Source organism: Olsenella sp. Marseille-P4559, from assembly GCF_900605015.1.
Lineage (GTDB): Bacteria > Actinomycetota > Coriobacteriia > Coriobacteriales > Atopobiaceae > Tractidigestivibacter.
The window spans coordinates 17,523-43,248 of sequence record NZ_LR027574.1 but is presented as its reverse complement, the minus strand read 5'-3'; the positions used below and the strand labels follow the sequence as shown (position 1 = coordinate 43,248).

At 63.0% G+C, this 25,726-nt stretch carries 26 protein-coding genes; all 26 read right to left on the bottom strand.

Annotated features, from left to right (window positions below):
• Positions 1-42 precede the first annotated feature (42 nt).
• A complete protein-coding gene (locus tag E0E00_RS06430) occupies positions 43-945 on the bottom strand; it encodes a SurA N-terminal domain-containing protein (protein WP_242622170.1) in 903 nt (300 codons plus the stop codon).
• 227 nt (positions 946-1,172) lie between these two features.
• Positions 1,173-1,763: a hypothetical protein gene (locus E0E00_RS06425; protein WP_130811737.1), complete on the bottom strand. Its 591-nt coding sequence runs from the start codon at positions 1,761-1,763 to the stop codon at positions 1,173-1,175.
• 27 nt (positions 1,764-1,790) lie between these two features.
• Positions 1,791-2,573: an NYN domain-containing protein gene (locus tag E0E00_RS06420; RefSeq protein ID WP_130811736.1), complete on the bottom strand. Its 783-nt coding sequence runs from the start codon at positions 2,571-2,573 to the stop codon at positions 1,791-1,793.
• The gene (locus E0E00_RS06415; protein WP_130811735.1) at positions 2,574-3,053 is read right to left on the bottom strand and encodes a hypothetical protein; all 480 of its coding nucleotides are present in this window, start codon (positions 3,051-3,053) and stop codon (positions 2,574-2,576) included.
• Positions 3,054-3,059: 6 nt separating this feature from the next.
• The gene (locus tag E0E00_RS06410) at positions 3,060-4,106 is read right to left on the bottom strand and encodes an NAD(P)-dependent oxidoreductase (protein WP_130811734.1); all 1,047 of its coding nucleotides are present in this window, start codon (positions 4,104-4,106) and stop codon (positions 3,060-3,062) included.
• A 77-nt stretch (positions 4,107-4,183) separates the two neighbouring features.
• Positions 4,184-5,266 (bottom strand): DegV family protein, encoded by a 1,083-nt coding sequence (locus E0E00_RS06405; protein ID WP_242622169.1) that lies wholly within the window; start codon positions 5,264-5,266, stop codon positions 4,184-4,186.
• 18 nt (positions 5,267-5,284) lie between these two features.
• Positions 5,285-5,875 carry a ribosome hibernation-promoting factor, HPF/YfiA family gene (gene hpf / locus E0E00_RS06400; protein ID WP_207302683.1) on the bottom strand — a complete coding sequence of 197 codons (591 nt, stop codon included), beginning with the start codon at positions 5,873-5,875 and terminating at the stop codon, positions 5,285-5,287.
• An 853-nt stretch (positions 5,876-6,728) separates the two neighbouring features.
• Complete coding sequence (locus tag E0E00_RS06395; RefSeq protein ID WP_130811733.1) at positions 6,729-7,490, bottom strand: ComF family protein; 762 nt, start codon at positions 7,488-7,490, stop codon at positions 6,729-6,731.
• 81 nt (positions 7,491-7,571) lie between these two features.
• Positions 7,572-8,585: a TatD family hydrolase gene (locus E0E00_RS06390; RefSeq protein WP_130811732.1), complete on the bottom strand. Its 1,014-nt coding sequence runs from the start codon at positions 8,583-8,585 to the stop codon at positions 7,572-7,574.
• 34 nt (positions 8,586-8,619) lie between these two features.
• Positions 8,620-9,450 (bottom strand): 16S rRNA (adenine(1518)-N(6)/adenine(1519)-N(6))-dimethyltransferase RsmA, encoded by an 831-nt coding sequence (gene rsmA / locus E0E00_RS06385; protein ID WP_130811731.1) that lies wholly within the window; start codon positions 9,448-9,450, stop codon positions 8,620-8,622.
• 6 nt (positions 9,451-9,456) lie between these two features.
• On the bottom strand, positions 9,457-11,064 hold the full coding sequence (metG, locus tag E0E00_RS06380) for a methionine--tRNA ligase (protein ID WP_130811730.1): 1,608 nt from the start codon (positions 11,062-11,064) through the stop codon (positions 9,457-9,459).
• A 114-nt stretch (positions 11,065-11,178) separates the two neighbouring features.
• Positions 11,179-12,759, bottom strand: coding sequence for a helicase HerA-like domain-containing protein (locus tag E0E00_RS06375; protein ID WP_130811729.1), 1,581 nt, complete (start codon positions 12,757-12,759; stop codon positions 11,179-11,181).
• A 238-nt stretch (positions 12,760-12,997) separates the two neighbouring features.
• Positions 12,998-13,471, bottom strand: a complete 474-nt coding sequence (locus E0E00_RS06370) for a PTS sugar transporter subunit IIA (protein WP_130811728.1) — start codon at positions 13,469-13,471, stop codon at positions 12,998-13,000.
• Between the two features lie 10 nt (positions 13,472-13,481).
• Positions 13,482-14,366, bottom strand: coding sequence for a class II fructose-bisphosphate aldolase (locus tag E0E00_RS06365; RefSeq protein ID WP_130811727.1), 885 nt, complete (start codon positions 14,364-14,366; stop codon positions 13,482-13,484).
• Positions 14,367-14,369: 3 nt separating this feature from the next.
• On the bottom strand, positions 14,370-14,906 hold the full coding sequence (locus E0E00_RS06360) for a hypothetical protein (RefSeq protein ID WP_207302682.1): 537 nt from the start codon (positions 14,904-14,906) through the stop codon (positions 14,370-14,372).
• Between the two features lie 99 nt (positions 14,907-15,005).
• Positions 15,006-16,418 (bottom strand): PTS galactitol transporter subunit IIC, encoded by a 1,413-nt coding sequence (locus E0E00_RS06355; RefSeq protein WP_130811726.1) that lies wholly within the window; start codon positions 16,416-16,418, stop codon positions 15,006-15,008.
• A 77-nt stretch (positions 16,419-16,495) separates the two neighbouring features.
• Positions 16,496-16,786, bottom strand: a complete 291-nt coding sequence (locus E0E00_RS06350) for a PTS sugar transporter subunit IIB (RefSeq protein WP_130811725.1) — start codon at positions 16,784-16,786, stop codon at positions 16,496-16,498.
• An 89-nt stretch (positions 16,787-16,875) separates the two neighbouring features.
• Positions 16,876-17,397, bottom strand: coding sequence for a YjbQ family protein (locus E0E00_RS06345; RefSeq protein ID WP_130811724.1), 522 nt, complete (start codon positions 17,395-17,397; stop codon positions 16,876-16,878).
• A 3-nt stretch (positions 17,398-17,400) separates the two neighbouring features.
• Complete coding sequence (locus tag E0E00_RS06340) at positions 17,401-18,096, bottom strand: triose-phosphate isomerase (RefSeq protein ID WP_130811723.1); 696 nt, start codon at positions 18,094-18,096, stop codon at positions 17,401-17,403.
• 353 nt (positions 18,097-18,449) lie between these two features.
• A complete protein-coding gene (locus E0E00_RS06335) occupies positions 18,450-19,220 on the bottom strand; it encodes a GntR family transcriptional regulator (protein WP_130811722.1) in 771 nt (256 codons plus the stop codon).
• Positions 19,221-19,336: 116 nt separating this feature from the next.
• The gene (gene rsmI / locus E0E00_RS06330) at positions 19,337-20,203 is read right to left on the bottom strand and encodes a 16S rRNA (cytidine(1402)-2'-O)-methyltransferase (RefSeq protein ID WP_130811721.1); all 867 of its coding nucleotides are present in this window, start codon (positions 20,201-20,203) and stop codon (positions 19,337-19,339) included.
• On the bottom strand, positions 20,200-21,261 hold the full coding sequence (locus tag E0E00_RS06325) for a glycoside hydrolase family 5 protein (RefSeq protein ID WP_130811720.1): 1,062 nt from the start codon (positions 21,259-21,261) through the stop codon (positions 20,200-20,202). Before E0E00_RS06325 ends, rsmI begins: the two co-directional genes overlap by 4 nt.
• 371 nt (positions 21,262-21,632) lie before the next feature.
• Positions 21,633-22,061, bottom strand: coding sequence for a 6-carboxytetrahydropterin synthase (locus E0E00_RS06320; protein WP_130811719.1), 429 nt, complete (start codon positions 22,059-22,061; stop codon positions 21,633-21,635).
• Positions 22,062-22,068: 7 nt separating this feature from the next.
• The gene (locus E0E00_RS06315; protein ID WP_130811718.1) at positions 22,069-23,691 is read right to left on the bottom strand and encodes a regulatory iron-sulfur-containing complex subunit RicT; all 1,623 of its coding nucleotides are present in this window, start codon (positions 23,689-23,691) and stop codon (positions 22,069-22,071) included.
• Complete coding sequence (locus E0E00_RS06310; RefSeq protein ID WP_130811717.1) at positions 23,670-24,842, bottom strand: DNA polymerase III subunit delta' C-terminal domain-containing protein; 1,173 nt, start codon at positions 24,840-24,842, stop codon at positions 23,670-23,672. Before E0E00_RS06310 ends, E0E00_RS06315 begins: the two co-directional genes overlap by 22 nt.
• Positions 24,829-25,509, bottom strand: coding sequence for a dTMP kinase (tmk, locus tag E0E00_RS06305; protein ID WP_242622168.1), 681 nt, complete (start codon positions 25,507-25,509; stop codon positions 24,829-24,831). The genes E0E00_RS06310 and tmk overlap by 14 nt, the downstream gene beginning before the upstream one ends.
• Positions 25,510-25,726 lie beyond the last annotated feature (217 nt).

Here is a 25,726-nt window from a genome sequence, read left to right as displayed (position 1 = left end):
CCCGTCCCGTATCAGGCAAAGCTAACGAGCAGTTCCAAAGGGCTAGACCGTGAGCGAGCTCATCTGGATGGAGGTGTTCGCAAGCAGGGTGTTCACATACGTGGTCCACTCGCTCGACGCCTGGGAGACGGTGGTGGAGTAGTTGGAGTACGCCACGTAGTAGGCCTGCTCGGCAGCCGCGTACGTTGCTGAGTCGTTGGAAATCGAGTAGGTCGAGAGCGCCGGGTAATACGAGCCGTCCGTCCTGGCCCAGGTGTTGTTGGTGGAGTCCCACTCGTCGCCGGCAAGGCCGATGATGTACTGCGCGTACTCAGCGGAAGCGGTGTCCTCATTGCCGTCGGAAGGCGCCGTAGGGGCGGTGGGCTGGTCGGGCACTGTGGTGGTAATCACGGAGTCGCGGAGCTTCTTGATGACCGCAGCGTCATGGAGAAGCGACTTGGTCGCGTCCTCGTCCAGACCATAGTTGGAGCCAATGGTTGCATAGTCGTCGGTGCCGAGCATGCCTTGGGCGTATGCGCTCACGTCATCGTCGCTCACGGTAATGCCCTTAGCCTCTGCCTCTGCAAGGATGACCTTGTTGCGGGCATAGTTCAGGATGCTGTCCGCAGAGGGTACGTTGTAGGTGCCGTCGCTGTTGGCCTGGTTGTCAAGCGTGCCGTTCTGCTCCAACACCTCGCGTGTCGTGATGGCGTGGCTCGTTCCGCTGTAGGTGTAGGTGGCAATGGTGGAGTCAAGCTCGGAGTCGCTGACGGTCGTCTTGCCCGACGCCGCACCCGAGCCGCTGGAGAGCAGGAAGTGGCCGCACAGGACGCCCACGACCAGGGCAACGACGCAGATGGCAATCCAGATCGGAGTGCCCAGCGAACGCTTCGTACCTTTAGGGGCGCCCGAAGTCGTAGCCGTTCCCCCCTTGACACTGGTGTTCTCGGTAGTGCTGTCTGCCATGTGCTCACCTCTCGAACCGGCGCGGAAGGCCCGCGTCATGAATCTGCAATCGATACTCGACGGATACATACGCGTGGCATTCTACCGCAGAGTGCAGGGTCGACCGGCTCGACCGGGCATGCTCCCCCATGTTCGCACATGCACGCAGCCAATCTGAAGGGGCCACGCGCCGGCGAGTCGCGCTCGCGGCACCACGCGCATATGGTGGCACCACGCTCAAGCTGCCGCTACTTGGCCTTGTCCTTCGCAGTGGCGAGAATGTCGCCCGAGAACTGCTTGATGTAGCCACTGCCGCTCTCGGCATCAAACTTCACGCGAGCGGCAAGCGCCTTGGCGGTCTTCTTGGAGACGCTGCCACCCACAAAGCCGAGAAGCCCCTCGAGCATGTCGCGGTACTCGGCGTCGCCGTGGTAGCACTGGATGGCCTCGTCCAGGAGCGGCCAGACCCGGTTGGAGCGCTCGGGTGATGTGGAGCCAAGCCGGCACAGGAAGAGAAATGCCGCCAAGCGCACCGTGGCGGAATCGTCATCGAAGAGTGACGCCTCGGCGCCATCGAACGCGGCGCTCACCTGGTCGGCGTAGTTGTCGGTCATGGTCGAGAGGGCGCCAAGCACCTCCCAGCGCGTCTGGGCCTCGGGACGGTCGAGGGCGTCGATCAGCGCGTCGATGTGGCCCGCAAGCAGAGACGGGTCCTTTGCCGCCACGGCCGCGATGTCCTGCGACATCTCCTGGCGATGCCTGCGACTCGAAGCCGAGAGGCCCTCGACCAGCGTCGCAACGCCCGCCGCGCTCGTCGCCTTGTTGTTCTCCTCTGCCATTGCAAAGTCTCCTCTCTGTGCCCCGCGCTACTCGTGGAAGCCGTCGACCACGACGGTTCCGCTCTTGGGGTCCTGGTGAATGTCGACAAAGCCAAGCTTCGCAGCCTCGCGGATAAGCGCCGTGAAGGAGCGGTACCCAAAGGAGCCCTCCGAGAACTGCGGGCGCTTGCGACGCATGGTGTCCTTTAGGCGACTCGCCAGGATAAACGAGTCGCTCTCGCGCTGCAGGGCGTCAATCGTCTCGAAGAGCAACTGGTAGCAGGGCTGCTTTTCCTTGGGGACCTTCTGCGAGAAGTCCGGGATGCCCGCCTGGCGCGTGAGGTCCTCATAAAAGATGAACTCGTCGCAGACCTCGGCCAAAAGCGAGCTCGTGGACTCCTTCATGCCCACACCAATAACCGTCTTGCCAAACTCCTTGAGTTTGGAGACGAGCGGCGAGAAGTCCGAATCGCCGGAGAGAATCGCGAAGGTGTCGATGTGGTCCTTGGTAAGGCACATCTCGACAGCATCCACGGCAAGGCGGATGTCGGCCGAGTTCTTGCCCGTGTAGGCGCGGTCTGGAATCTCGATGAGCTCGATGCCCAGCTCGTGCAGGGGCGTGACCGCCGTGTCAAAGCGCTGCCAGTCGCAATAGGCGCGCTTTGCCGTGATGCGGCCCTTGTCGACAAGGCGCTCCAAGATGAGCTTCACGTCGGGTGCGGGGCCCGGCTCCTGGTGGCCGTTTCTCCTGCGCTTGCCTGTTCCCAGCGCAAGGTTCTCATAGTCTATGAACACCGCAATGGAACTCTGCGGCATCTCATTCGTTGCCATCTAGTGCCTGTTTCCTTTCTTTGCGTTGGCGCCGCTCGTGGGGCTGGGGGCGTCCGTCTGCACGCTTATGAGCTCGGGCTCGGGCTCGCCCTCCTTGCGCGCCTTGCGCACGGCACGGCCTCGGGCCTTCTCGGCATTGCCGCGCTCCGCCTGGCCCTTGTTCACGTTGAAGTACCTGTCAGCAAACTTCCAAGGTCCCACGGACTCGCCAAAGCCCATCCTTGCGCCGGCAAGCGCGCCTACCATAAGACCAAAGACCACACCCGCAAGGGTGAGCATCTGAACCGCCCACACCGCGGCGGAGGCCAGGATCCCAATGCCTATGATCTTGAGACTCATGATGTGGAAGTCACGGCGCTCGACGCACTTGGCACCCATGTCTTCGCCCACATGCTCGCCAATAACGAGGCCAAAGGCAAAGAGCATGATCACGAAGATGGCTGTTGCAAAGCTCGCTGTGTCGAGGCTGGCTTCCCCCATGCGGAGCTACTCCTCGTCGCCGTGATGGTGGCAGCAGTGGCCGCCCTCGCCATGCCCGCCGCAGCAGCCGTCGCCACCATGGCCGCCACAGCAGCGGCCCTCGTCGGAGCCGTCATTGGCAAGGTCCTCCACGTCGAGCTTGGACCAGTCGAGACCCGCGGCCGCGCAGGCGGCCTCGTCTTGGTAGAGAAGGCTTATGGCCTGGGTGCCCAGGCGTGCGCCACCGATCTGGCACAGCATGTCATAGAGGGTATAGGCGGTCTCGGCGCCAGGCAGCGTGACGTCGGTGTCCTCGGCCTGCGCAAGCGCGAGGCCCAGGTCCTTGCGCAGGTGCTCCACAAGGAAGCCAGGCCTGTAGTCGCCTTCGAGCGACTTGGGTGAGAGGCGCTCCATGGCAACGGAGCCGCCCATGCCATGGCTCACCATGTCAAGCGTCTGGGCAACGTCGAGGCCACCCTGCTCGGCGAGGGCCATCGCGTCTGCGTAGCCCACCATGCATGCGGCGAGCGAGACCTGGTTGCAGAGCTTGGCCGTCTGGCCCTTGCCCGCCCCGCCCATGTAATAGATCTTGTCCGAGAAGGTCTTGAGGATGGGCAGCACAGGCGCAGCATCGCTCTCCTTTGCCCCCGCAATGAGAGTCAGCGTGCCTGCCCTGGCGCCGGTGTCACCACCGGTCACGGGACAGTCGAAGGCATGCTTGTCATCTACCTCGCAGGCGTCGTGGATGTCCTTGGCAAGTTGCGCCGAGGAGGTCGTAAGGTCAACGAGATAGGCGCCCCTCTTTGCGGCCTGCACCAGGCCGTCGGTGGAGAGGTAGACGTCCTCGACGTCTGCGGGATAGCCGAGCATGGTAAAGACAACGTCCGCGTTGGCGCAAGCCTCGGCGGGGGTGTCCGCCCAATGGGCACCCCTGGCGAGAAGCCCCTCGGCCTTCGACTTGGTGCGATTGCTCACCGTGAGGTCGTAGCCAGCGTCCAGGATATGGCCAGCGATAGGGGCACCCATGATACCGGTGCCGATAAAGGCGACCTTGGTCCTGTGGGTTGTGGGCATGTGCATGGTCCTTTCATGAGAGGTGGGCCGCCCCGGCAGTGTGCGCACTGCGGGACGGCCCGGTTGCGTACCGAGAGCTAGGCGTCTGCGCCTGACGCAGAAGGTGTGTCACCAGCGCCCGCACGGCCGCGGACGCGCTTGGCAATACGGTCGGTAAGAGAGAGCTTCTCGCGACGGTCGGTGCCCCAGAAGACGAGGGCGACCATGCCCGGACCCACGTGGGCACCCAGGATGGGCGAGACCGAGGAGCGGACGATGGTGACATCCTCGCAGCCCTTCTCCTTGCGGATCTCGTGCTCGAGCCAGTCTGCGTCCTTCTCGGCGTCGGTCGAGACAATGGCAAGCGGCAGCGACGGGTCGTGCGCGTAGTTGTCGCGGAAGTCCTGGATGATCGCTCGCAGCGCCTTCTTACGACCACGGCACATGCCGCGCAGCGTGAGGGCACCGTTCAGGTCGTAGGAGAGCTCGGGCTTTATGTCGAGCTTGCCGCCCACGTTGGCCGCCGCGGGCGGGATGCGACCGCCTGCGGCAAGCGCGTCAAAGCTGTCGAGCGTGAAGTAGCCGTGGATGAAGTAGCGCGCATCCGATGCCCAGTCATAGAGCTCGCGGGCCGTAAGGCCGTTTGACGCCTGGCGGACGACCTCGATGGCGAGAAGCTCTCCTGCCGCGGAGTCGCAGCGGTTGTCCAGCACGTAGATCTCTGCGCCTGGGCTCTTCTCGCGCAGCATCTCTGCCGCTTGGCGCGCCGAGTTGATGGAGGACGAGAGGCCCTCGGAAAGTCCCATGTAGATGATGGGGAGACCCTCTTCGGCAGCCTCCTCGAACACCTCGAGGTAGCGCCCCGGCGTCACCGCACTGGTGGTGTAGTGGACCTCGGGGTGCTTGCGCATGTTCTCGTAGAACTCGTGGGGGTCTTGGGTCTTCCACATGTCGTCGAGGTGCTCGACGCCCTCCGCGTCCACGTAGGTGAAGGGAACGACCTCGACGCCGAGCTGCTCGGCCACGCCGGGAGCGTAGTCCGAGGTGGAGTCGACAATGATCTTGACGTTGCGCCTCTGATGGTAGCGCCGGCCGACACCTTCGACGTCGGCCGGCGCCTGTGCTGGCTGGGGAGCTTCCTCCCGGACGCTCATGGTCTTCTGGTCTGCCTCTTTTGCCATTCGCTCCGTCTTTCCCGCTTACGCGTCCGGGTTTTCCTCGACCTTGGGCTTGATGATGCCGTAGCCGCCACTTTTCCTATGGTAAATGACGTTGACCAAGCCAGTGGTGGCGTTCGTGAACACATAGAAATCATGGCCGAGGAGGTCGGTCTGGACAAGGGCCTCCTCCTCGCTCATAGGCGTGAGCTCAACGTACTTCTCGCGCACGAGCTGGTCGTCTGCCTCCTCCGGCATGGGTGTGATGAGGTTGGCGAGCTCGTCTGCGCTGGGTACCGGCGCAGGCGGAACCTGGGCGCGCTGGCGACGGTCGATGACACGGGTCTTGTACTTGCGCAGCTGGCGGGTGACCTTGTCTGCCGCCTCGTCGATGGCGACGTACATGTCATCCGCGCTGGCGACGACGCGCACCACGTTCTTGCGCACAAAGACGGTAACCTCGCAGGTCTTGCGATCGGGGTTCGAGGGGTTCTTGTCAACACGAAGTACAACGTCGCAGCTCATGGGCGAGATGTCGAACACTTTGAGGGCGTCTCCGATTTTTTCGTTGACGCGGTCACGCAACGCGTCGGAAACGGTAACCTTGCGGCCCGAAATCTTGATGTCCACCATGCGTGCCTCCAATCGATTGCCATGCCATTCCCACGCAAACGCCAACACGGGTCTGGCCGTATATGATTGGTACCCAAAGCCGATGCAGGCTACGCGCGAGGACGGCGGGCGGCGTAGGCGACAGGGGCAGTGGTGACGCGACGAGGGACGGCAGGCCGCTTGCATCCCTTGGCAGGTTGCACCTGGCCCACAGCTTTCCTTTGGGGGCAGCAGGCGACAAGCGCGGGCCGGGTTGGCGTGGATTCTCGACGGTTAACCTGGCACAACCGTCCGAAATCTACAGGATGGACGTCTACGAGGGCAGAGATTCGGCTTCGTGCGTACGCACCACCGAGACTTGCTGACAATTCCGATCTCTGGGAGCCCCACCGTGGCAACGGACCACCGTCGTGCGTACGCACCATCCCTGCCTGTTGCCATGGCCTTCTCGCCCAACTGGGCAAACGCCGGGCGCTTGGCAGAACCCACCGGTCGTGTGTACGCACCACCGAGACTTGCTGCCAGCAGGGCAGCCTACGGTCAAGTGCTCCGAAGCCCATCCGTCGAGAAAGGCGTTCCACCCAGCTGACCTGGTATTCGACCCCACACTCGCGCACTGGGACCTCCGCTTTGGGGCTACTCGGCCCCTAACTCACGGCCCTCTCGCCCGCGAGGCCGTATGCCTCTTGTCTAACGGGCGGTGCGACTTACCTCTAGGACGAGCCGTGCTCGCCGCCGGGCGCACCCCGCGGCTTACGTGGATCCTTTTGGCCTCGTCTGCCATGAACTTGGGCGCACGAAAGCGCCCGCAACCACAGACCTGGGCGGAACGCAGCCGATTATAGCAGGCGAGAGGCCTCGCCAAGCCCCATGCCTACCACACGCGGGCCAAGGCGCACGCCGTAACCGACGCAGCTCCACGTGCGAGAAGTGCCCGCGTGGCCTCGCGGATCGAGGCCCCCGTAGTGATCACGTCATCAACCAGCAAGAGGTCAAGCCCCGAGACGTCGTCGCGCACAAAGACGGTGCCCGCGAGGTTGGCCGCACGTTCCTCTCGCCCAAGGGTGCGCTGGTCGCGCGAGCGCGGACGCACCAGAACGTCGGCCAAGGCAAGGCCCTCCTCGCGACAAAGTGCACGCGAGACAAGCTCCATGTGGTCAAAGCCGCGCCGGGCAAACGCCGCTGAGGTGGCGGGCACAAAGCATATGGCATCGGTCGCGCCCAGGTCAAAGCGGGAACAGCCATCACGTGCCGGCCAGGCAGAGGCCTCGTCGAGCGCCGTTGCCATGGCAGCCGCAATGACCGGCGCCAGTCGCAGCTCGTGCGCGTCCTTGAGGCACGAGACCATGCGCGCCGCCGTACCGGCAAACCCAAGCGCGCAGATGGTCGCGCGCATCTCCCAGTCGTGCTCGCACTCGGTACAGGTGAGATGCCCAAAGGGAGCCCCACAGTCGGGGCAGGCCCAGCGCTGGCAAATCCAGGGAAGGCTTTCTCGGCATTCCTCGCAGACAAGCTCGCCGGGCATCTCGCAGGTGACGCAGCGCGTGGGCCACAGGAGCTCGGCGGTGCCGGAGGCGAGAAGCGATGCCGCCCTGATGGCAGGACGTCTCGTAGCGTGTGTGCCCCCAAACGGCATGCGACCCCCATCGCGCGCATGGATGGGGGTCACCTCTCGGTTGGAACTGATGGTAGCACGCAGGTGCCGCACCGTCTTTCCCTATCCGAGAAGCGCGCACGCATTCTGCCAGAGGGCGGCGTACGTCTCGTCCCTTGTCGCCACGCCAGCATCCTCGCGAGCCGTCGCAATGCAGGCAGCCGAGAAGGCCACCATGGCGGGCTCGCACTCCTCACCACGCAGCGGGACGGGTGCCATGTAGGGGCAGTCCGTCTCGGAGAGAAGAAGCTCGGCAGGACAGGCCGCGACCGCATCGCGGATGTCATCGGAGCGCTTGAACGTAGCGGCTCCCCCAAAGGCAATGTGGCACCCAAGCCTAACAAAGGGAGCCATGACCTCGGGGCCGTCGGTGAAGCAGTGCAGGTCGCAGCCAGCAGGCGGTACGCCCTCCTCGGCCAGCATGCGCGCGGCAAGGTCATGCGCCGAGTGGTCATCTGGGTCCTGACCGTCTCGTATGTGCAGCTCAACGGGCAGGCCGCGATCGCGGGCAACGGCAAGCTGACGCCTGAGCGCAACCTCCTGCACGTCTGCAGGAAGCTCGTTGTACGGGCCAAAGTCCAGGCCAATCTCGCCCACGCCCGCGCAGCGCGGGCTGGCGAGAAAATCACCCAGGCAAGAAAGCGCGGCGTCATCCAGCCGCGCGGCTCCGTAGGGGTGCACCCCGGCCACGATGCGGACGCGCTCCACGAGCGGCGGAAGGGCTGGGTACCCCGCCGGCCCGGGCGGCGCAAAGCCGTGCGCCGCGCACTCATCCAAGCGCTCGGTGGCACGCTCGACCTGCTCGTCTATCCATGAGAGGTACGCAGCTGCCGAGGGAAAGAGGCGCGGGACCTCATCCACCGGATCGACCGGCACCACCAGCAGGCGGACGCCAGCCAGCGCCGCACGGCAGATGGCAGTCGAGGGGTCATGTCGCGAGAAGCTCGTGAGGTGGCCATGGGTGTCCGCAAGCGGCGCAGGCGATGTGGGCAGCTCGCAGGGGCGTCCCCTTCGGTCGTGAAAGAGGTGCCCGTCCTCAAGCGTCAGGGCGTCCAGCCCGAGAAGTTCCTGCGACATGTTCGCGTTCCGCCTTTCCGCCGCCTCGGGTCCGTCACCCCAGCGCGCCAGCAAGGCGCACGAAATCCGCAGGCGAGAGGGTCTCGGCGCGCACGCCAGGCGCAATGCCGCACGTCGCAAAGGCCGCGGCCAGCGCGTCCCTCTCGTACCCAGACGCCACCATCGAGTTCCGAATGGTCTTGCGACGCTGGGCGAACGCCGCATCGATCACGGCGGGCGCCGTGGCGGGCACGCCCTCAAGCGGCGCGCGGTCGATGCGCACCACGGCAGAGTTCACATGCGGCGGTGGGCTGAACGACCCCGGCCCCACCTCAAAGCGGCCGGTCACGCGGCCGAGAAGCGCCAGCTTTGCCGTGTAGGCACCGTAGGCCTTGGACCCCGGCGCGGCGCAGATGCGCTCCGCGACCTCGGCCTGCACCATCACGACGGCCCGCTGCACGGAGGGCACCTCGGAGAACACCTTCAAGACGAGCGTCGCCGCCACCTGGTATGGCAGGTTCGAGACAAACTTGCCCGGCGCAAACGGCAGCCCATCCGGAATCACCTTCAGGGCGTCCCCCATCACCAGACGAAGCCGGTCGGAGTCCTGGGCGCAGGTCTCGCCGAGAACGGGCTCGAGCTGGCGGTCGGCCTCAACGGCACAGACGGCACCCACGCGCGGCAGCATGGCTACCGTGAGAGTGCCGATGCCCGGCCCCACCTCAAGCACAGCGTCTGCGGGGTCAAGCTCCGCAAGCTCCAGGATGTGCCCGATCACGGAGTCATCCACCAGAAAGTTCTGGCCAAGTCGGTGCTTTGTGGCCAAGCCAAAATGCTCGAGGACCGCGTGGGTCTCACGCAGGTTGGCCAGCTTCGAGTATGCCACCGTATGCTACTTCTTCGCCGTCGCCAGGCGCGGGAAGAGCGCATCGCCCTTCGTCACCTCGACGCCGCCGACAAGACGGCCCCACGTGCACACAGAGGCAAGGTCCGTGGTGTCGACCTCGTCACCCGCACCCATACGACGCAGCACCTCGGCCGAGGCCTGCGGCATAAACGGCGACAGCAGGTGCGCACAGATGCGGATGGACTCGAGCAGGTTCGCGATGATCTGGGCAAGCTCGCCCGCACGCGCCGGTTCCTTGGCCACGGTCCAGGGTGCAGAGTCCTCGACGTAGTGGTTGGCTGCATGCACGAGCTCCATCACGACGTCCTTGGCCTGGACGTACTCGAGCTTGTCCATGTGCTCGACGTAGCGCCCCCCAATGCCCTGGGCAATCTCGCGCAGGGGGTTCTCATCGTCTGCCCAGCCATCGGCCAGCTCGGGCGTCTTGCCGCCAAAGTACTTCGCGCTCATGTTGAGCGCGCGGGAAACAAGGTTGCCCCAGCTGTTGGCAAGGTCGGCGTTGTAGACCTGCTCCATACGAGAGAAGCTAATGGCACCATCCTCGCCAGGCACGACGTCGGTCATGAAGTAGTAGCGGTAGCCCTCGACGCCAAGAAGGTCAATCACGTCCTGCGGCGCAATGGCGTTGTCACGGCTCTTGGACATCTTCTCGCCCTGACCGGTCTCCTCGTTGCGCACCATAAGGAAGCCGTGAGCGAAGACGTGCTCGGGAAGAGCCTCGCCAATGGCCATGAGCATGGCCGGCCAGATCACGCAGTGGAAGCGGATGATGTCCTTGCCCACCACGTGGTACTGGGCAGGCCAGCGATATGCCATCTCGGCCTCGCCCTCGGGCGTGTCCATGCCATAGCCCACAGCGGTCATGTAGTTGAGCAGGGCGTCGAACCACACGTAGGTGACGTGCTTCTCGTCAAAGGGCACGGGGATGCCCCAATCGAAGCCCGTGCGAGAAACCGAGAGGTCCTGAAGGCCACCCTCCACGAAGCTGCGCACCTCGTTCATGCGGAAGTCGGGCTGGACAAAGTCCGGGTGCTCGTCGTAGAGCTTGAGCAGGCGGTCCTGGAACGCGGAGAGCTTGAAGAAGTAGGACTCCTCCTGCACGCGTTCCAGCGGACGGCGACAGTCAGGGCAGAGGTGCTGGCCCTCGGTATGGTGCTCCTCGTCGGACTTGGAGACCTGGGTCTCGGTGTAGTAGGTCTCCTCGGGCACGCAATACCAGCCGTCATAGGAGCCCTTGTAGAGGTAGCCGGACTCCTTCATGCGCTCCCAGAGGTACTGCACGGCGTCATGCTGGCGCTTCTCGGTGGTACGGATGAAGTCGTCGTTAGAGATCTCGAGATCGCGCCAGAGGTCCTTGAAGAGCGGGGCCTGCGAGTCGCACCACTCCTGGGGGGTCATGCCGTGCTTGGCCGCGGCCTCGGCGACCTTCTCGCCATGCTCATCCATACCCGTGAGGAACTTCACGTCGTAGCCAGTCGCGCGACGGTAGCGAGCCTCGACGTCGCAGAGGACAGTCGAATAGGCCGTGCCCAGGTGCGGCTTGGCGTTAACGTAGTAGATGGGCGTGGTGATGAAGAAGCTTGGCTTGGCCATGGCTTGCGGTCTCCTCATGATGGATGGTGCGCCGTGGGCGCGTATGTGCAAGCGAATATGATACCCCAGAGCCTCGCACAGCGCCGACAGCGCACCGACATCACGTCTTCACGCCTACCGCTTGAGGCTCCCCATGAGCCCGCGCGCAAGCTGTCTCGTGACCTCGCGACCAAAGGAGCCAATCATCGAGGTGGCGACCCTCCCCACCTGCTTGGCGACCTCCTGCTGGGCCTTCTCGCGCTCGCGGGCCTCGCGCTCTGCCTCGCGCGCGGCCTTCTCCTCTGCCCTCTGCTGGTCTTTGGCGGCCTTTTCGGCCTCCCTCTGGCGCTTGGCCTCGAACTCCGCCTTCTCCTTCTCGAAGGCAACACGCTCAGCCGCAAGCTGGGCGTTTGCCGCAGCAACGTCGCGCTGCCCTTGGATCTGCTCGTAGGCACTCTCGCGGTCGATGGCGGTTCCGTACTTTTCCATGAGGTCTGCCTGGGCCGCATAGACACCATCCAGCACGTCGGCATCAGCCGCCGCCATGCGGCACTGCGGGAAGAGCACGCGGGCACGCTCCACCACCGACGGCCTGCCCTCCTCGTCGAGCAGCGAGACGAGCGCCTCACCGGTGCCCAGGTCCTGCAACGCCTGCACCGAGTCGAACGCGGGGTTTGGCCTAAAGCTCGCCGATGCCGCGCGCACGGCCTTCTGCTCGGCCGGCGTATAGGCGCGAAGGCCGTGCTGCACGCGGTTCGAGAGCTGGGCCAGCACCTCGTCGGGAATGTCTGCCGGCGACTGCGTAATGAAGTAGACGCCCACGCCCTTCGATCGCACGAGCTTCACTACCTGCACGATCTTGTCCACAAGCTCCTGGGGCATATCATCAAAGAGCAGGTGAGCCTCATCAAAGAAGAACACGAACTTGGGCTTTTCGGCATCTCCCACCTCGGGCAGGGTATCAAAGAGCGAGGAGAGCATCCAAAGCAGGAACATCGCATAGATCTGCGGGGTCTGAATGAGCTTGGCGGCGTTCAGTACGTTCACGTAGCCGCGGCCGTCAGGCGCACAGGCAAACCAGTCAGTGAGGTCGAGGTCAGGCTCGCCAAAAAAGACATTGCCGCCCTGGTCCTCCACTGAGATGAGCGCGCGCTGGATGGCGCCAACGGACTGCGGCGAGACGTTCCCATAGGTGGACTGGTACTCCTTGGCGTGCTCAGACACGAAGGCGAGCATGGCGCGCAGGTCCTTGAGATCGATGAGGAGGAGACCGTTCTCGTCTGCCACGCGAAACACGATGTTGAGCACGCCCTCCTGGACCTGCGTGAGGCCAAGGATGCGGGCGAGCATGACCGGTCCCATGTCAGAGATGGTCACGCGCACGGGAATGCCCTTCTCGCCAAGCATGTCCCATATGCGAACCGGTGCACCCTGGAAGCTGACCTCGCCCTCTTTGAGGTTGAAGGTGTCCTCGCAGCGCTTGCGGATGAAGTCTGTCATCTCGCCGGCCTGCGCCATGCCCGTGACGTCGCCCTTAACGTCTGCCATGAAGACAGGCACGCCTGCCTGGGAGAACCCCTCGGCAAGCACCTTGAGCGTGACGGTCTTGCCCGTCCCGGACGCGCCGGCGATGAGTCCGTGACGGTTTGCCTGGCCAAGCAGCAGGCAGCAGGGCTTCTCGCCCTGGGCGAGCCAGATCTTGTTGTCTACGAGCACGGGGCCTCCCAACGTGGTCTGATTTGCAAGAAAACGGTTACGGACATTATGGTGCAAAAGCACCGACAGACATACGACCAACCAAGACGCAAGGGCTGGGTTCGACGAGGGATAAGGGCCGTCTCCTCGATTCCCTGCCACAAAAAAGCGAGAGGAACATGAGCCCCTCTCGCCAAAGAGCCCCAAGTAGGGCAAGGTTATGCGGCCTCATGGCTCTACGGCCTGGTGAAAAGGTTCCCTAGCAGCGCTTGGTGATAGCCTCGATGATACCCCCGGGTGTGTCCTGGGCCATAATCTCCTTGGTCGCATCCTCGTCCATGAAGATTCCCATCATTGCCTGAAGCACAGCAACCTGGTCCTCGGCATGCGCGAGAAGGCCGAGGTTCATGATGAACTCTGCCTTCACGGGGTGGTCAATCATGTCCGCCATGGGGGCAAAGTCGATGGGCTCCTTGGGCTTGATGACCGCGATATAGGGCTTCACGATGTTCTCGGGGTCAACGTGCGGAATGGCAACGCCCACGGTCTCAAACTGCAGGCCAGTCGGGAAGTTGCGCTCGCGCGTCTCAATCGCGTCGAGCCAGCTCTCCTTCACGTAGCCCATCTGTTGGAGCTTCTCGCTCATCTTGGCGAAGAAGTCCCACTCGTCGGAAGCCTCGAAGCCAAAGAAGACGAGCTCGGGCTTGAACAGGGACGTGTCTACCTGTGCCATCAATTACCTCCTAGACAAGCGGCGCGGCGCCGTTTGCAAATATCTCGATGACGTGCCTGAAGTCCTGGAACAGAGTCTCGTACGCAGCCTGCGTCATGTCGTGCCAGTACACGATGGCCTGGCCGGGGCTCTTGGCCTCGTAGTCGGCAATGACCCTGCGCACCGCGTCGCCCGCGTATTTGACGCCATAGGTGTAATAGTTAATCTTGCGGATGCCGGCATCGATGGAACGACGGTAGTCGTCGTCCGAGATACCAGAGCCGCCGTGCATGACCAGGGGGACCTTCACACGGTCTCGAATCTGGGTCAGGACATCAAAGGACAGGTGCGGCTCGCCCTTGTAGATGCCGTGTGAGGTTCCAAAGGAGCAAGCCAGGATGTCGAGCCCCGTCTTAGAAATGAAGTCCTCCGCCTGGTCGGGATTGGTGTAGGCGACCTCGGAGACGTGGTCGTTCTCGTGGCCAATGCCATTCTCGCGCGTGCCCATCGAACCCAGCTCGCACTCGAGTCCGCAGTCAAAGCCAGAGACCATGTCGGCGGCACGCTGCGAGTTCTCGACGTTCTCCTCGTAGGGAAGGAGGGACCCGTCGAACATGGCACCCGTGAAGCCCATCTCGAGGGCACGGCGCATGTAGGAGAGGTGCTCGCAGTGATCGAGGTGCACGCATACCATTGCGCTGGAGCGCTCGGACAGCGCAACGATGGAGGGGCCAAGAGCATCAAGAGGCGCAAAGGGCTCGTGGCCCTCCGCGTGGCTCAGGATGACGGGGTAGCCGGTCTCTTCCGCCGCGTCGAGTGTGGCACGAAGCGCCTCAAGGCTCGGCACGTTGATTGACGCGACAGCCATGTTGTTCTGCTCGGCAATCGCACAGATGTCGCGAAGGTTGACAATCATGTCCTACCTCTTTCTCCTCTTGTCGGTCTTGTTTGGAAGAGCACCCTTGTCCCCGACTGCCGCAATCTCGCTCGAGCGACGCGCACGGGCCTTGAGACTGTCTGGTTCCACGCGATACTCAAAGTCCTCCATCCACTGGAAGAGTTCCTCGCCATCGCTCATGTAGAGAGTCTGCAGCCAGTACCTGCCGCGAAGAAGCCCGCCTCCGTTGACGCGAACATAGATTCTCGCGTTGCCACCCACCTCGCGTACATTGAAGCTCTTGATGTCAGCGAAGGCGAAGCGATCGCGACGCCCAAAGGCGCCAAAGGTTATTGAGTCCTCGTCGATGATGACATCTTGGGGGTTTGCGATAGCAACGAAGGTGTTCCACACCTGATAGCTTGCAACAATCAGGACGAGCACCGCGATGGGCGCAGGGAGAAGATCCGCCACGCCCATGATGCTCAGCGCGGAAACGATGCAGAGCACGAGGCAGAACATGCCCGTCGCGATAACCGAGACGTTGAACTTAGCCTGCTCATACCTATAGGTCTTCATGCTGACTCCCATACAAAGCAGAGGCGGGACCCCTTACAGAGTCCCGTCTCTGCGGAGCGAGTGAAAAGGACGAGTGCGGCAGTTGCCAGGGACGACAGACTAGTTCGAGGGGGTCCCGTTGGTGGCCTCAGCGGCCTCCTCGTGCATCTCCTCGGCCTCAGCGATGATGCGCTTGCGGTTCCAGAGGGCCAGAGCGATGACGCCTGCACCGGGGACGAGCAGGCCAAGGCCGCCGCCAAGCTGGCCAAGGCGGACGATGACCCAGGTGAGCGGGTTTGCGCCGTCACAGATGGAGGAGATGGCGGCTGCCCCACCCATGTCGAAGTTGACGTCATGCGCGGCCTGGGTGATCAACGGTGAAAGGTCGGTGGCGATGTAGAGGCCAACGGCGAGGACAACGATGCCGCAGAGGATGCCACGGAAGCCGTTCTGATGAACGATGGGCGTGACAAGGACGAGCATGTACGGGATGCAGGCGAGGTCAGCGAGGGGCATGACCTTGTTGCCAGGCAGGACGAACGAGAGGGCGATGCAGAACGGAACAAGGATGAGTGCCATCGTCAGGGTGACGGGGTGACCGGTGCCGACTGCAGAGTCAAGGCCGATGTAGATTTTGCCACGGTTCTGGAAGTGCTCAGAGATGAAGTTGGAGGCGGCGTCAGAGATGGGGAGCAGGCCCTCCATCAGCAGGGCAGCCATCTTCGGAATCAGGACCATGACGGCGCCCATGTAGACCGCGGTCGCGAGGAAGGACGGGGTGTCCTTACCAGGCAGGAAGCCGTAGCCAGCGAGGATGCCGATGACGAGACCGATGATGGAGCCAAGAAGGATCGGGTCACCAAAGACGCCGAACTTCTTCTGCATGCTCTCGACGTTGATGTTGACCTTGCTCAGGCCAGGAATCCTGTCGATGATCTTGTCCATGACCCAGGCGATAGGAGCATAGGCGCCAGCAAAGCCGTGAGGGATGGAGACACCGGGCAGACCAAGGGACTCCTCGACGAGAGGCGCGGTGACGTCGCCGATGATCAGAACGACAACCTCGTTGATGATTGCGGCGCAGATGCCCAGTGCCACGCTGTTGGTCACAATGGCCACGAGGGCGCCAGTGAAGGCGAAGTGCCAGTAGTTCCAGATATCGACGTCCGCAGTCTGGGTCGTGTTAGTGACGAGCATCACGATGTTGACCAGGAGACCAAGCGGGATGATAATCGTGCCCACCACAGAGCCCATGGCGATTGCGGAGGCAGCAGGCCAGCCGACGTCGATGACGGACAGGCTCAAGCCAAAGCGCTGGACCATAGCGGTGACCGCACCAGCAAGGTCGGTACCCATAAGCTGGTTTATAACGAGGTTAAGGCCGATGAAGCCGATACCCACGGTAAGGCCGGCCTTCAGGCTCTTGCCAAATCCGCAGCCAAACAGGCAGCCAATGATAGTGAGGACGATCGGCATTACAACCGAGACGCCCAGGCTGGACAAGCCAGAAAAGAACCCTACGATTGAGTCCATATTTGATGTACCTTCTACTCGTGGCGGGCCCGCACCCAGACACGTCCCCGCCTCCTTGATCTTAGGCCGCTAGCCCGCTAGGCCTTCTGGGCCATGAAGGCCAGGACCTGCTTCTCGGCATTAGCGCGACCCATACCGGTCAGGAAAGGGATACCCGAGATGAACGGGCACTCGATACCCCCGGGCTTAACCGTTGTCGCGATGACAAGGTCGGCGCTAGAGGACTTTCCCACAGCATCAGCGATGGAGCAGGTCGTGATGTTGAACTTGCCACCGTAGCCATTGTCGTTAAGAAGGTCCTTGATCTTTGCGGCCACCGCCGTAGAAGTCGCGATGCCGGAGCCGCACGCCAATAGAATATTGACCATAAACTTCCTCCTCTCGTGAAACTAACTGCCGTTACACTCGCCCTATGGCAGACTCGCGCTCTAAGTCCTTCCGAGGACCCGGTTGCGAGTTACTCACCCATCACGATCACACGGAGCTTGCGGGTGCGTTCGCGCGTGCGATCGTAATCGACAAAGAAGATGCTTGCGAGACCGCTCATCTGGAGCTTTCCATCCTCAACCTCGAGGGTAACGCTGCTGCCGATGAGCGTGCTGCGCAGGTGCCCGTCACCATTCCAGAGGTAGCGACGGTCGCCGCCAGGCAGGTACGCCTCGGGGTTTGGCCAAGACTCGACTTCCTCAAAGTGATGCAGGCCAGGATAGTTGTACGTCGTCCAGTCATGCTGCTCGGGGAAGACCTTCTCCAGGCCGTTATTGAGATCGACCTGCAGGAAGGTGTCGCCAGCGGGATTGTGGTCATGATCAAACTCTTCGGTAAAGACGGCGCAGGTGGTGTGCTGCGAGATGCAGAAGACTACGCCCTCCTTGACGCCGCTCGCCTCGACGATTCTGCGCACCTCGTCGGTCACGTCCACGTAGGTGGGCTTGCCGGCAGACGTCTCAACGACAACGCGGTCCTTGCAGACTGCCATGCCCTACTCCTTTTCCTGAAGGTCCGTGCGCACGCGGTCGAGCGCCTCGAACATCTCGTCCAGAACGGCAAACGGATCTGCAGCTGCCACGATGCCGGAAGTACCGCCCGTGGCGTCACCGCCATAGATGATTGCGTCGTAGACGTCCTGGCCGGTCGAGATTCCCGCAGCCTGAAGCACCATGGTCTTGGGCGAGACCTCCTTGACGGCAGCTGTGGACTGACGAATGTAGTCAGGCCCGGCAATCTTGCCAGTGCCAATGAGTTCCGTGAGCTCGCAGGTCATGATGTCGGGGTGCAGCTCGGCGATGGCACGCGCCTCGTCAACGGAGTCAGCACAGACGCAGGTAAGGATACCCACCTCACGGGCACGCCTGATGGTCTTTGCAAGCCCGCTGACAGTCATGGGGTTCTCGGCGTGGTTGAGGAAGGTCGCCTTGACGCCAGCGGCAGCGAGCGCCTCGGGCAGGATGTGACCCATTCCACGGCCAGGCTTCAGGCTCTCCATGTTCTGGGCGCATGGAATGAGGTGGGGGCAGTTCTCGGCAACCCAAGCAAGGTCAATCAGCTGTGCAGTGAAGAGGCTCTGGAAGTTGTACTCCTTGCAGAGTTCGTCGGTCCTCTTGGCAAGCTTTCGAAGCTCCTCGCCATACAGATAGGATTTCGGATTCACGACAAAAAAACGGACGACGCAATACAACTTTCTCCATACTGGCCCCCTTCCGGATTCTCCATACTGGCCCCCTTCCGGAATAACTGCCAATGCGGAACTGTATCACAAACTTGTTCGGCTGAGATTGTATAAGTTCAAGATATCGCGTGTTTCAAATACAATAGTATATATAGGACAGATTATAAGTTATTTATGGGTATTATCTGCAATATTATGCTAGTAAATGGTATTTAATGGGAAAAACATCCGTTAATTTAATCGGAGAGATTCCTCATCTGACGGTAAGCGGTAGCAATTGGGCGGCAAACGGCATTTGCTTTCCAAGACGAGATGATCATTCCCGTTACATGCGAGGACTCTTCCCCCGTCTGGCTTTGTTGTTAGCGTCGCGTGGTACCAGTCACCGTCTGACCTGGCCTGAGCCACGTGCGGTCCCAGGACACGGGCCTACCATCGTCGAGCGACATAACCTGCTCGAGCACAAGAAGTGCCGTACTCTCGTCGCAGCCCAGAATCGAGGCGTACTTTGGCCCTGAATTCCTGGCGCTATAGGTCATGACCGAGCTTTTCACCCTTCGGCCAGAGCAGCGCTCAATGCAGTCAAAGAGCGTGTCGCGCTCGAAGTCCGACCGTTCAATGCCAGAGCACTCGACCAAGGACACCCAGCTCTCCTGAGCCAGAAGCGGCGCACCCTCCACCATACGCACGCGCTCGAGGTAAAGTGCCTTGTAGCCCGGCCTAATATCGAGTGCCACCTGCATCGCCGGAGGAGGAACCTCGACCTTGGAATAGGCCAGGCGCGTGGTGAACTCCTTGCCCTGCTGAGTGAGGGACTGAGCAAAAGAAAGCGGAAAGTCACCTACATTGTGGGTGATGTCAGGGCTTGACACAAAGGTCCCACGGCCGTGGGCCTGTTTGAGAAGGCCTTCCTCTACAAGCAGCTTGATTGCATGGCGTGCCGTTCCTCGTGCAATGTCAAAGCGGTCCATAAGCTCGTGCTCGGAGGGAATCCTCTCCCCCGGCTCCAGCTCATAGTTGTAGATCATCTTTCTAAGTACTTCCGCAACAGTGAGGTAACGGGGTCTCGAGGCGTCCCGCATGTTTCCGCACACGCTGCCGCCGGTGGAAATCTCCGCGTTGTCCCCCAACACCCTTGACTCCAACACCAAAGAACACCCCAACCAACAGATCCCCGACAAACACGCTATGGGCAACACCCGCCAACAACGATACTCAAGAGGGCGGGGGCGCACAACCCAAGGCGACCTTATTCATCCAAAGCCTGTGCGCGACATAGTATTGCGTTATATACGTCTGATTTATTGGCCTTGAACGCCTTTGCAAGCCGTCTTGCAAGCGCACTTGTGGACTCTCCCAAAGAAAGCCCCTCGTCGATTGCCTCATCCAGGCTTGTTGGCCCCGATGCTTGGGCCCTGCGGCACCCTTCAAGCTCCTCCGGTGAGGGCGACGCAATCACAATGACACACTCCCCGCGCACCTCGTCGCGCGCCGCCACGGCTGCGGCAAGCACGGGTGCCACGCCGCGCACGACCTCCTCGTGCAGCTTGGTGAGCTCTCGTACCAGGGCCACCTTACGGTGCGGCATGACCTCGGCCACGCTTGCAAGCGTTGCGACCACGCGATGCGGGGACTCGTAGCAGACGATTGCCCCGGGCACCTGCGCCAAGACGTCCAGGCGCGCAAGCTGCGCGGAATGTCGGCGAGGCAGGAAGCCTTCGAAGAAGAAGTGCTCGCACGCCAGGCCAGACGCAACAACGGCGCACGTCACGGCCGAGGGCCCGGGCACAACCTCGACAGGGAGGCCCGCGTCAAGCACGGCATCAACCAGGCACTGGCCAGGGTCGCTCACGGCCGGCATGCCCGCGTCCGAGACAAAGACCACGCGCTCGCCCGCCTCCATGCGCGCAAGCGCAGGGGCAATCTTTGACGCAATCACGTTCTCATCGCAGCGCACGAGAGGCACGTGCAGGCCAAAGGCCGAGAGAAGCCTGCCCGTGACCCTCGTGTCTTCGCAGAGAATGACGCTTGCCTCGGAGAGCGTCCTGATCACGCGCGCAGAGGCGTCCTCGAGGTTGCCGATGGGCGTGCCCACCACGGAGAGAATGCCTGTCATCTGGAGATGATCCCCCGCTCGAACGACGAGAGCGCCACGCGGGCATCCCAGCTCGAGAGCCTGCCCGTGGTCTTCCAGGTCTGGAAGAACCACGCCGGGAGCTTCTCGTATGCCGTGAGCTGCTCGGACGAGTAGATGCGCTCGAGTGCCACACGCCCCTCTGGTGTCATGGCCGCATCTGCGATGGGAAGCGCCGATGACCACTTGCCCACCATCACGGGAAGGCCGCTTCGCTGGTCTTCTCGTATGTGGCGATGGATGGTCGTCATGATCTTCCGCACGCCAAGCGTGTTTGCCCCAGGCACGTAGCCAATGTCGGCCATGATGGCAGACGGCTTGTCCAGGTGGCAGTCAAGCCACACGTTTTGGTACTGGCGCTGCGCCATGAAGCGACGCCAATCGGTGGGAATGCCCGCATCGGGGAGAATGACCACCGGCTCTGGGCCCGCAGCCTCACGCACGCGGTCGTACGCGGCGCGGTAGTAGTTTCTCAGTTGATGGCCAGGCATGCCGTCGGTGACGCTCAGGCCATGCCGTACCTGGATGCGGGCATCATCTGCGACCTCAATACCGTAGAAGCCCATGCGCGAGGCGTACCTCGAACTCAGCTGGGAGAGGACCCAAAGGGCGTTCTCGCGAATGCCACGGTTGTCGGTGAAGCTGTTCCAGGCCTGCTCGTCTCCGGGGACGCCCGGGCTTACCGCAAGCGCGAAAACCACCTTGAGGTCGATCTCCTCGGCCCACTCGAGCGCCTGGTCAACCTCTTCGATGCAGCCCTGGTGGGGACCGGGGTTGGGACCGTTCTCGCCAAAGACGTACCAGGGGACGGGCAACCTCACGGCATTGAAGCCACGAGACGCTATGCGAGAGAAGTCTTCCTTTGTCACAAAGCGGGCGCGGTGGCGCCTGACCACCTCGCGATATCCCTTTGCCCCCAGCGATGTGACCAGCGAGGGCTCATCAAGGGCCCCGGATCCGGAGAAGAGCTCCGGCGTGACCCAGGACTCAAGCGTAAGCCAACCGGTAAGGTTGACGCCATGAAGTGCGTTCTCTGCCATGCGCCGCCTCCGCTCCCATCAAAGTTCAGCGCCTCTTCAGAGTGTAGCGCAGGCGAGCGGGTTCAGGCGCGCTCCTCTGTATCACACATTCGAATGCGTTTCTGTGACGTCCTGCGCTTGTCACACAATCGAATGCGTTTCTGTGACGCCCCATCACACATTCGGACGCGTTTGTGTGACGTCCTGCGCTTGTCACACAATTGAATGCGTTTCTGTGACGCCCCGTCACACATTCGAATGCGTTTCTGTGACGCCCTGCGCTCGTCACACGTTCGGCAACGATTGTGTGACGGTGGCGAGAAGGACCTTGGGGCCTTGGCCTGGTCGGCCCCTGGGACCCACCCGGGCGGCCCCTGGGGCCCAGGCCCCGCCTACCCCTGGTCTGGCGCGTACGACGCCCGGTTGTTGGGAGTCTCGTTGCAGTCCACGCGGCCAACGGGCAGCCCACGCGCGACAAGCCGGTCGAAAAGGTAGTGTGCGAGGTTCTCGGCCGTGGTGCGAAACGGAAGAATGGTGAGGCTAAAGCCCTCGGACTCGAGCGCTTCGAGCGTCGCGGGCTTAAGGGAGCCCTCCTCCACAAGGAAGGTATGGTCGAGCGCGTCGCACTCCTCGCGCACGATGCGCTTGAACGCGACAAAGTCCACGATCATGTCCCTCTCCGTGCCCGAGGCGCCCAGCTCCCTTGAGCGAACGTAGGCGGTCACGCGCCACTGGTGGCCATGCAGGTTCTCGCACTTGCCGTTGTAGCCGGTCAGGAAGTGCGCCGAGTCAAACCAGTACTCGGTCGAGAGTTCGTACACGAGCCACCTACTCCCCTGTCGGCGCCGAGGGCTGCGCGCCGTTGCCTGCAGAACCACCCTCGCCGCCGCCACGACGTCCACGGCCGCCACGATGGCGACGGCGACGCTTGGGTGCGGCGCCGTCTGCGCCCGGCTGGCCTGCGGCACCATCGGTGGGTGCCATGTGCTTGGGCGAGGGACGGCCACCCTGCCGGCCATTGCCGGGGCGAGAGGGACCACCCTGGCTGGAGACGTTGGAGCCCTGCGCTGCAGCACCCCCGCGGTCGCCTGGGTGACGCGTGCGACGACGCTGCTGCGCGCTCTGCGCCTGTCTGGTGCCGGCACCAGTGCCCTTCTCGGCACCCATCCCGCGACCCTGCCCGCCCTCGACGCCGGTTGCGCTTCCAGTGACGCGGTGGTGTCTGCGGCGACGTGTGGGCCTAGGCGCATCCGCATCGGCCTCCACGTTGCTGGTCACCGTGACTTCGAACTCCTCGGCAGCAAGCTCCACGCGTGCCGTACGACCGTTGCGGTGGCGGCGTCTCGTGGGCTGCTGCTCGCCCTTGGTATCGGCGGCATCCGTAACTTCCGGTCCCGCAGCCTGGCGCCTCTCGGCACCCTCGGCCGCACCGCCGTCACCCGCGCGCCTGCGACGGCGCTTGGGCCGCACGAAGAGGTCCGCGTCGTCGAAGCCCTCGGGAGGCGTCACGCCGTGCGCACGGTCAAGCTCGGCCAAAGCCATGCGAACGTCAGGCGATTGGAGGCGCTCGAGAGCGTCGCGCGTCACCGTGTCAGGGCGGCAGGCGCAGCCCAGGTCCTTGGACTTCTTTACGGCGGCATCGGAGGCAATCATCTCGGCCAGCGGCACGCGCACCTGCTTGCCGTTCTCCAGGCGCAGGCAAAGCTCTTCCTTGGGGGTGTCGTACTCCACGATCTTGGCCTTGCCCAGCGGCGTCTCGATGACAGCGTTGCGCTTGGGGGCGCGGCCCTTGAAGTCGCGGTACGCCTCGAACTCATAGCGCAGGCAGCACATGAGGCGCCCACACGCACCCGAGATCTTGGTAGAGTTGAGTGGCAGGTCCTGCTCCTTTGCCATGCGAATGGAAACCGGCTCGAAGGCGAGGCCAAAGCGGGTGCAGCACAGCTCCTGGCCGCAGTGCCCCCAACCGCCCACCACGGCAGCCTCCTCACGCACGCCAATCTGGCGCATGTCGATGCGCTTGTGGAGCTCGCGGGAGAGGTCGCGCACCAGCTGGCGAAAGTCCACGCGCTCCTCGGCCGAGAAGTAGCAGACCACCTTACCGCCATCGAAGAGGTACTCGACGCCCACGGGCTTCATGTCGAGCTCGCTCTGGGAGACCAGGCGCCTAAAGACGGGGAGTGCCTTTTCGCCCTCATCGGCAAGCTCCTCTGCGTGGGCGAGGTCCTCGTCACTTGCAACGCGAAGCACGGGTCTGAGCTGGGCATGGTTGGTTACGCGGTCGAGGTCCTCGGCGCTCATCTCGCGAGCGTCTGCGGTGACAAGGCCAATCTCGTGGCCACGCTCGGTGGCGCAGATCACGTGGTCTGCCTCGACGGCCTCGGTGCCCGCGACGTCAAACCACAGGTCGCGGGCAGCATATTTGAACTTCACCGGAATGACGGTGGGCATGCGAGCGCCTCCTTGATACGAAGAAGCATGACCTCAAGGGCCAGCTGGGGGGATACGTTGTGCGCGAGGTCGTCGCGCGTTGCAGAAACCGCCTTGAGCGCAGAAAGTGCACCGCGCGTTCCTGTGGATGCGGCAAGGCGGTCGACCACGGCGGCCGCGTCCCCGTTCACGATCTTTTGCGGCACGCCCTCGCAGCGTACGAGCACGTCGCGCAGAAGAGAGTCTGCAGCGGCCAGGGCCTCCATGATACCGGAACGCTCACGTACCGTAAGCTCGCGCTTGTTTGCGTCGGCCACCTGCTTGAGCGCCGATGCGGTAAGGAAGTCTGCGCTTTCCTTAGCGGCCTCGTCCTGAGCCACCTGGACGTCCCTCAAAGGCACGCGCACGGCAGCCAAAAGGTCACGTGCCGAGCAGAGCATGTCCCACGAATCGTCACGACCAAGCTCGTCCAAGATGCGAACGACCAGGCGCCTCACCTCACGGCGCGAGGGAGAGGCGAGAAACTCCGAGGCACGCGCGGGAGTGCCGGTAACCGATAGTGCGATCCTCGCCGCCTCATCCTCGCTTGCACCGGAGCGGTGCATGACCTCGTCGAGAGCCACGCTGGGTGCAATGGTGCGAAATGGCACCACCTGACAGCGAGAGACAATCGTGGACAGCACCGATGCCACCGAGCGGGCGAGAAGGATGAACACCACGCCCTCGGGCGGCTCCTCGATGGTCTTGAGCAAGGCGTTTGCCGACGTGCCGCGGAGAAGACCCGCGCTCTCAAGCACGTAGACCTTCGCGCGGGCACGGCTGGGCGCGCGAGTCGCGCCCTCGATGAGGGTGCGCACCTGGTCAACAAGGTAACCGGTTACGCTTCCCGGCGAGAGCCACTGGACGTCGGGGTGGGTGCGATGCTCCACGCGGCGGCAATCGTCGCAGGTGCCACAGCCATCATTGGGACAGACAATGCACTGCGCCAATGCGGCAGCGGCCTCCTCCATGCCGCAACCCGGCACCCCCACAAAGAGATATGCGTGCGAGAGACGGTTTTCTCTCACAGCCGCGGTGAGCAGGTCACGGACGCGCGGCTGGTCGCTAAGCGCATCAAGCACGACAGCGGCGTGCGCGGATGCGGGCACGGAGCCCTCCCTAGCGGCGGCCATGATGCTCAACCTCCGGGAAGAGCGACACGGGGAGAACGTCCACAAGGGAAGCGACAAGGGCGCCGTATACCTCATCCGGCGTGCCGGCGGCGTCCACCAGGCGCACGCGGCTTGGCTCCTCTTCGGCAAGGCGCAGATAGCCCGTGCGCACGCGGTTCTGGAAGGCAAGCCCCTCCGCCTCGAGGCGGTCGACGCCGCCTTCGGTGGCACGGGAAAACGCGACCACCGGATCGATATCTAGGACAACCGTGCGATCTGGAGTAACGCCACAGCTGCCCAGCGCGTTGGCCGCTCGCACAGTCTTGGACGAGAGACCCCGTGCGGCCTCCTGGTAGGCCAGGGTCGAGTCGAAGAAGCGGTCACACACCACCATGGCGCCGCGCTCGAGCGCGGGCTCGATGACCTGGCGGACCAGCTGCGCGCGGCTGGCCTCGTAGAGGAGCAGCTCGCACTCGGGGCACATCTCGGCATTGGAGGCATCGAGCAACAGGCCGCGGATCTTCTCGGAGATAGATGTACCGCCGGGCTCGCGCAAGCGCACTACGTCACAGCCGACAGCCTCGAGCGCTGTAGCCAGTCTCGCCGCCTGCGTAGTCTTGCCGCAGCCGTCGATTCCTTCGAGGGTCACAAACAGGCCCCGTCCTTCAGATGTCTTCCCCGCTGCCACCGACGCATGCCTCCTCCCGCCTCCGTATGCCATTGCATGGGTAGCCGAATTACTTTAGCAGGTCATCGTGGGGAGTTGGTGGGGCAAGGGCGTGTTTGCGCAGCAGGTGCGGATGGTGGCCCTTATCGCACTGAGAATTATTGCGCGCTCGTGTAGGGTAACGATGATATCCTCCCAGTTGAGCTCTGAGCATCAGCAATGGATGCGCAATGATTCC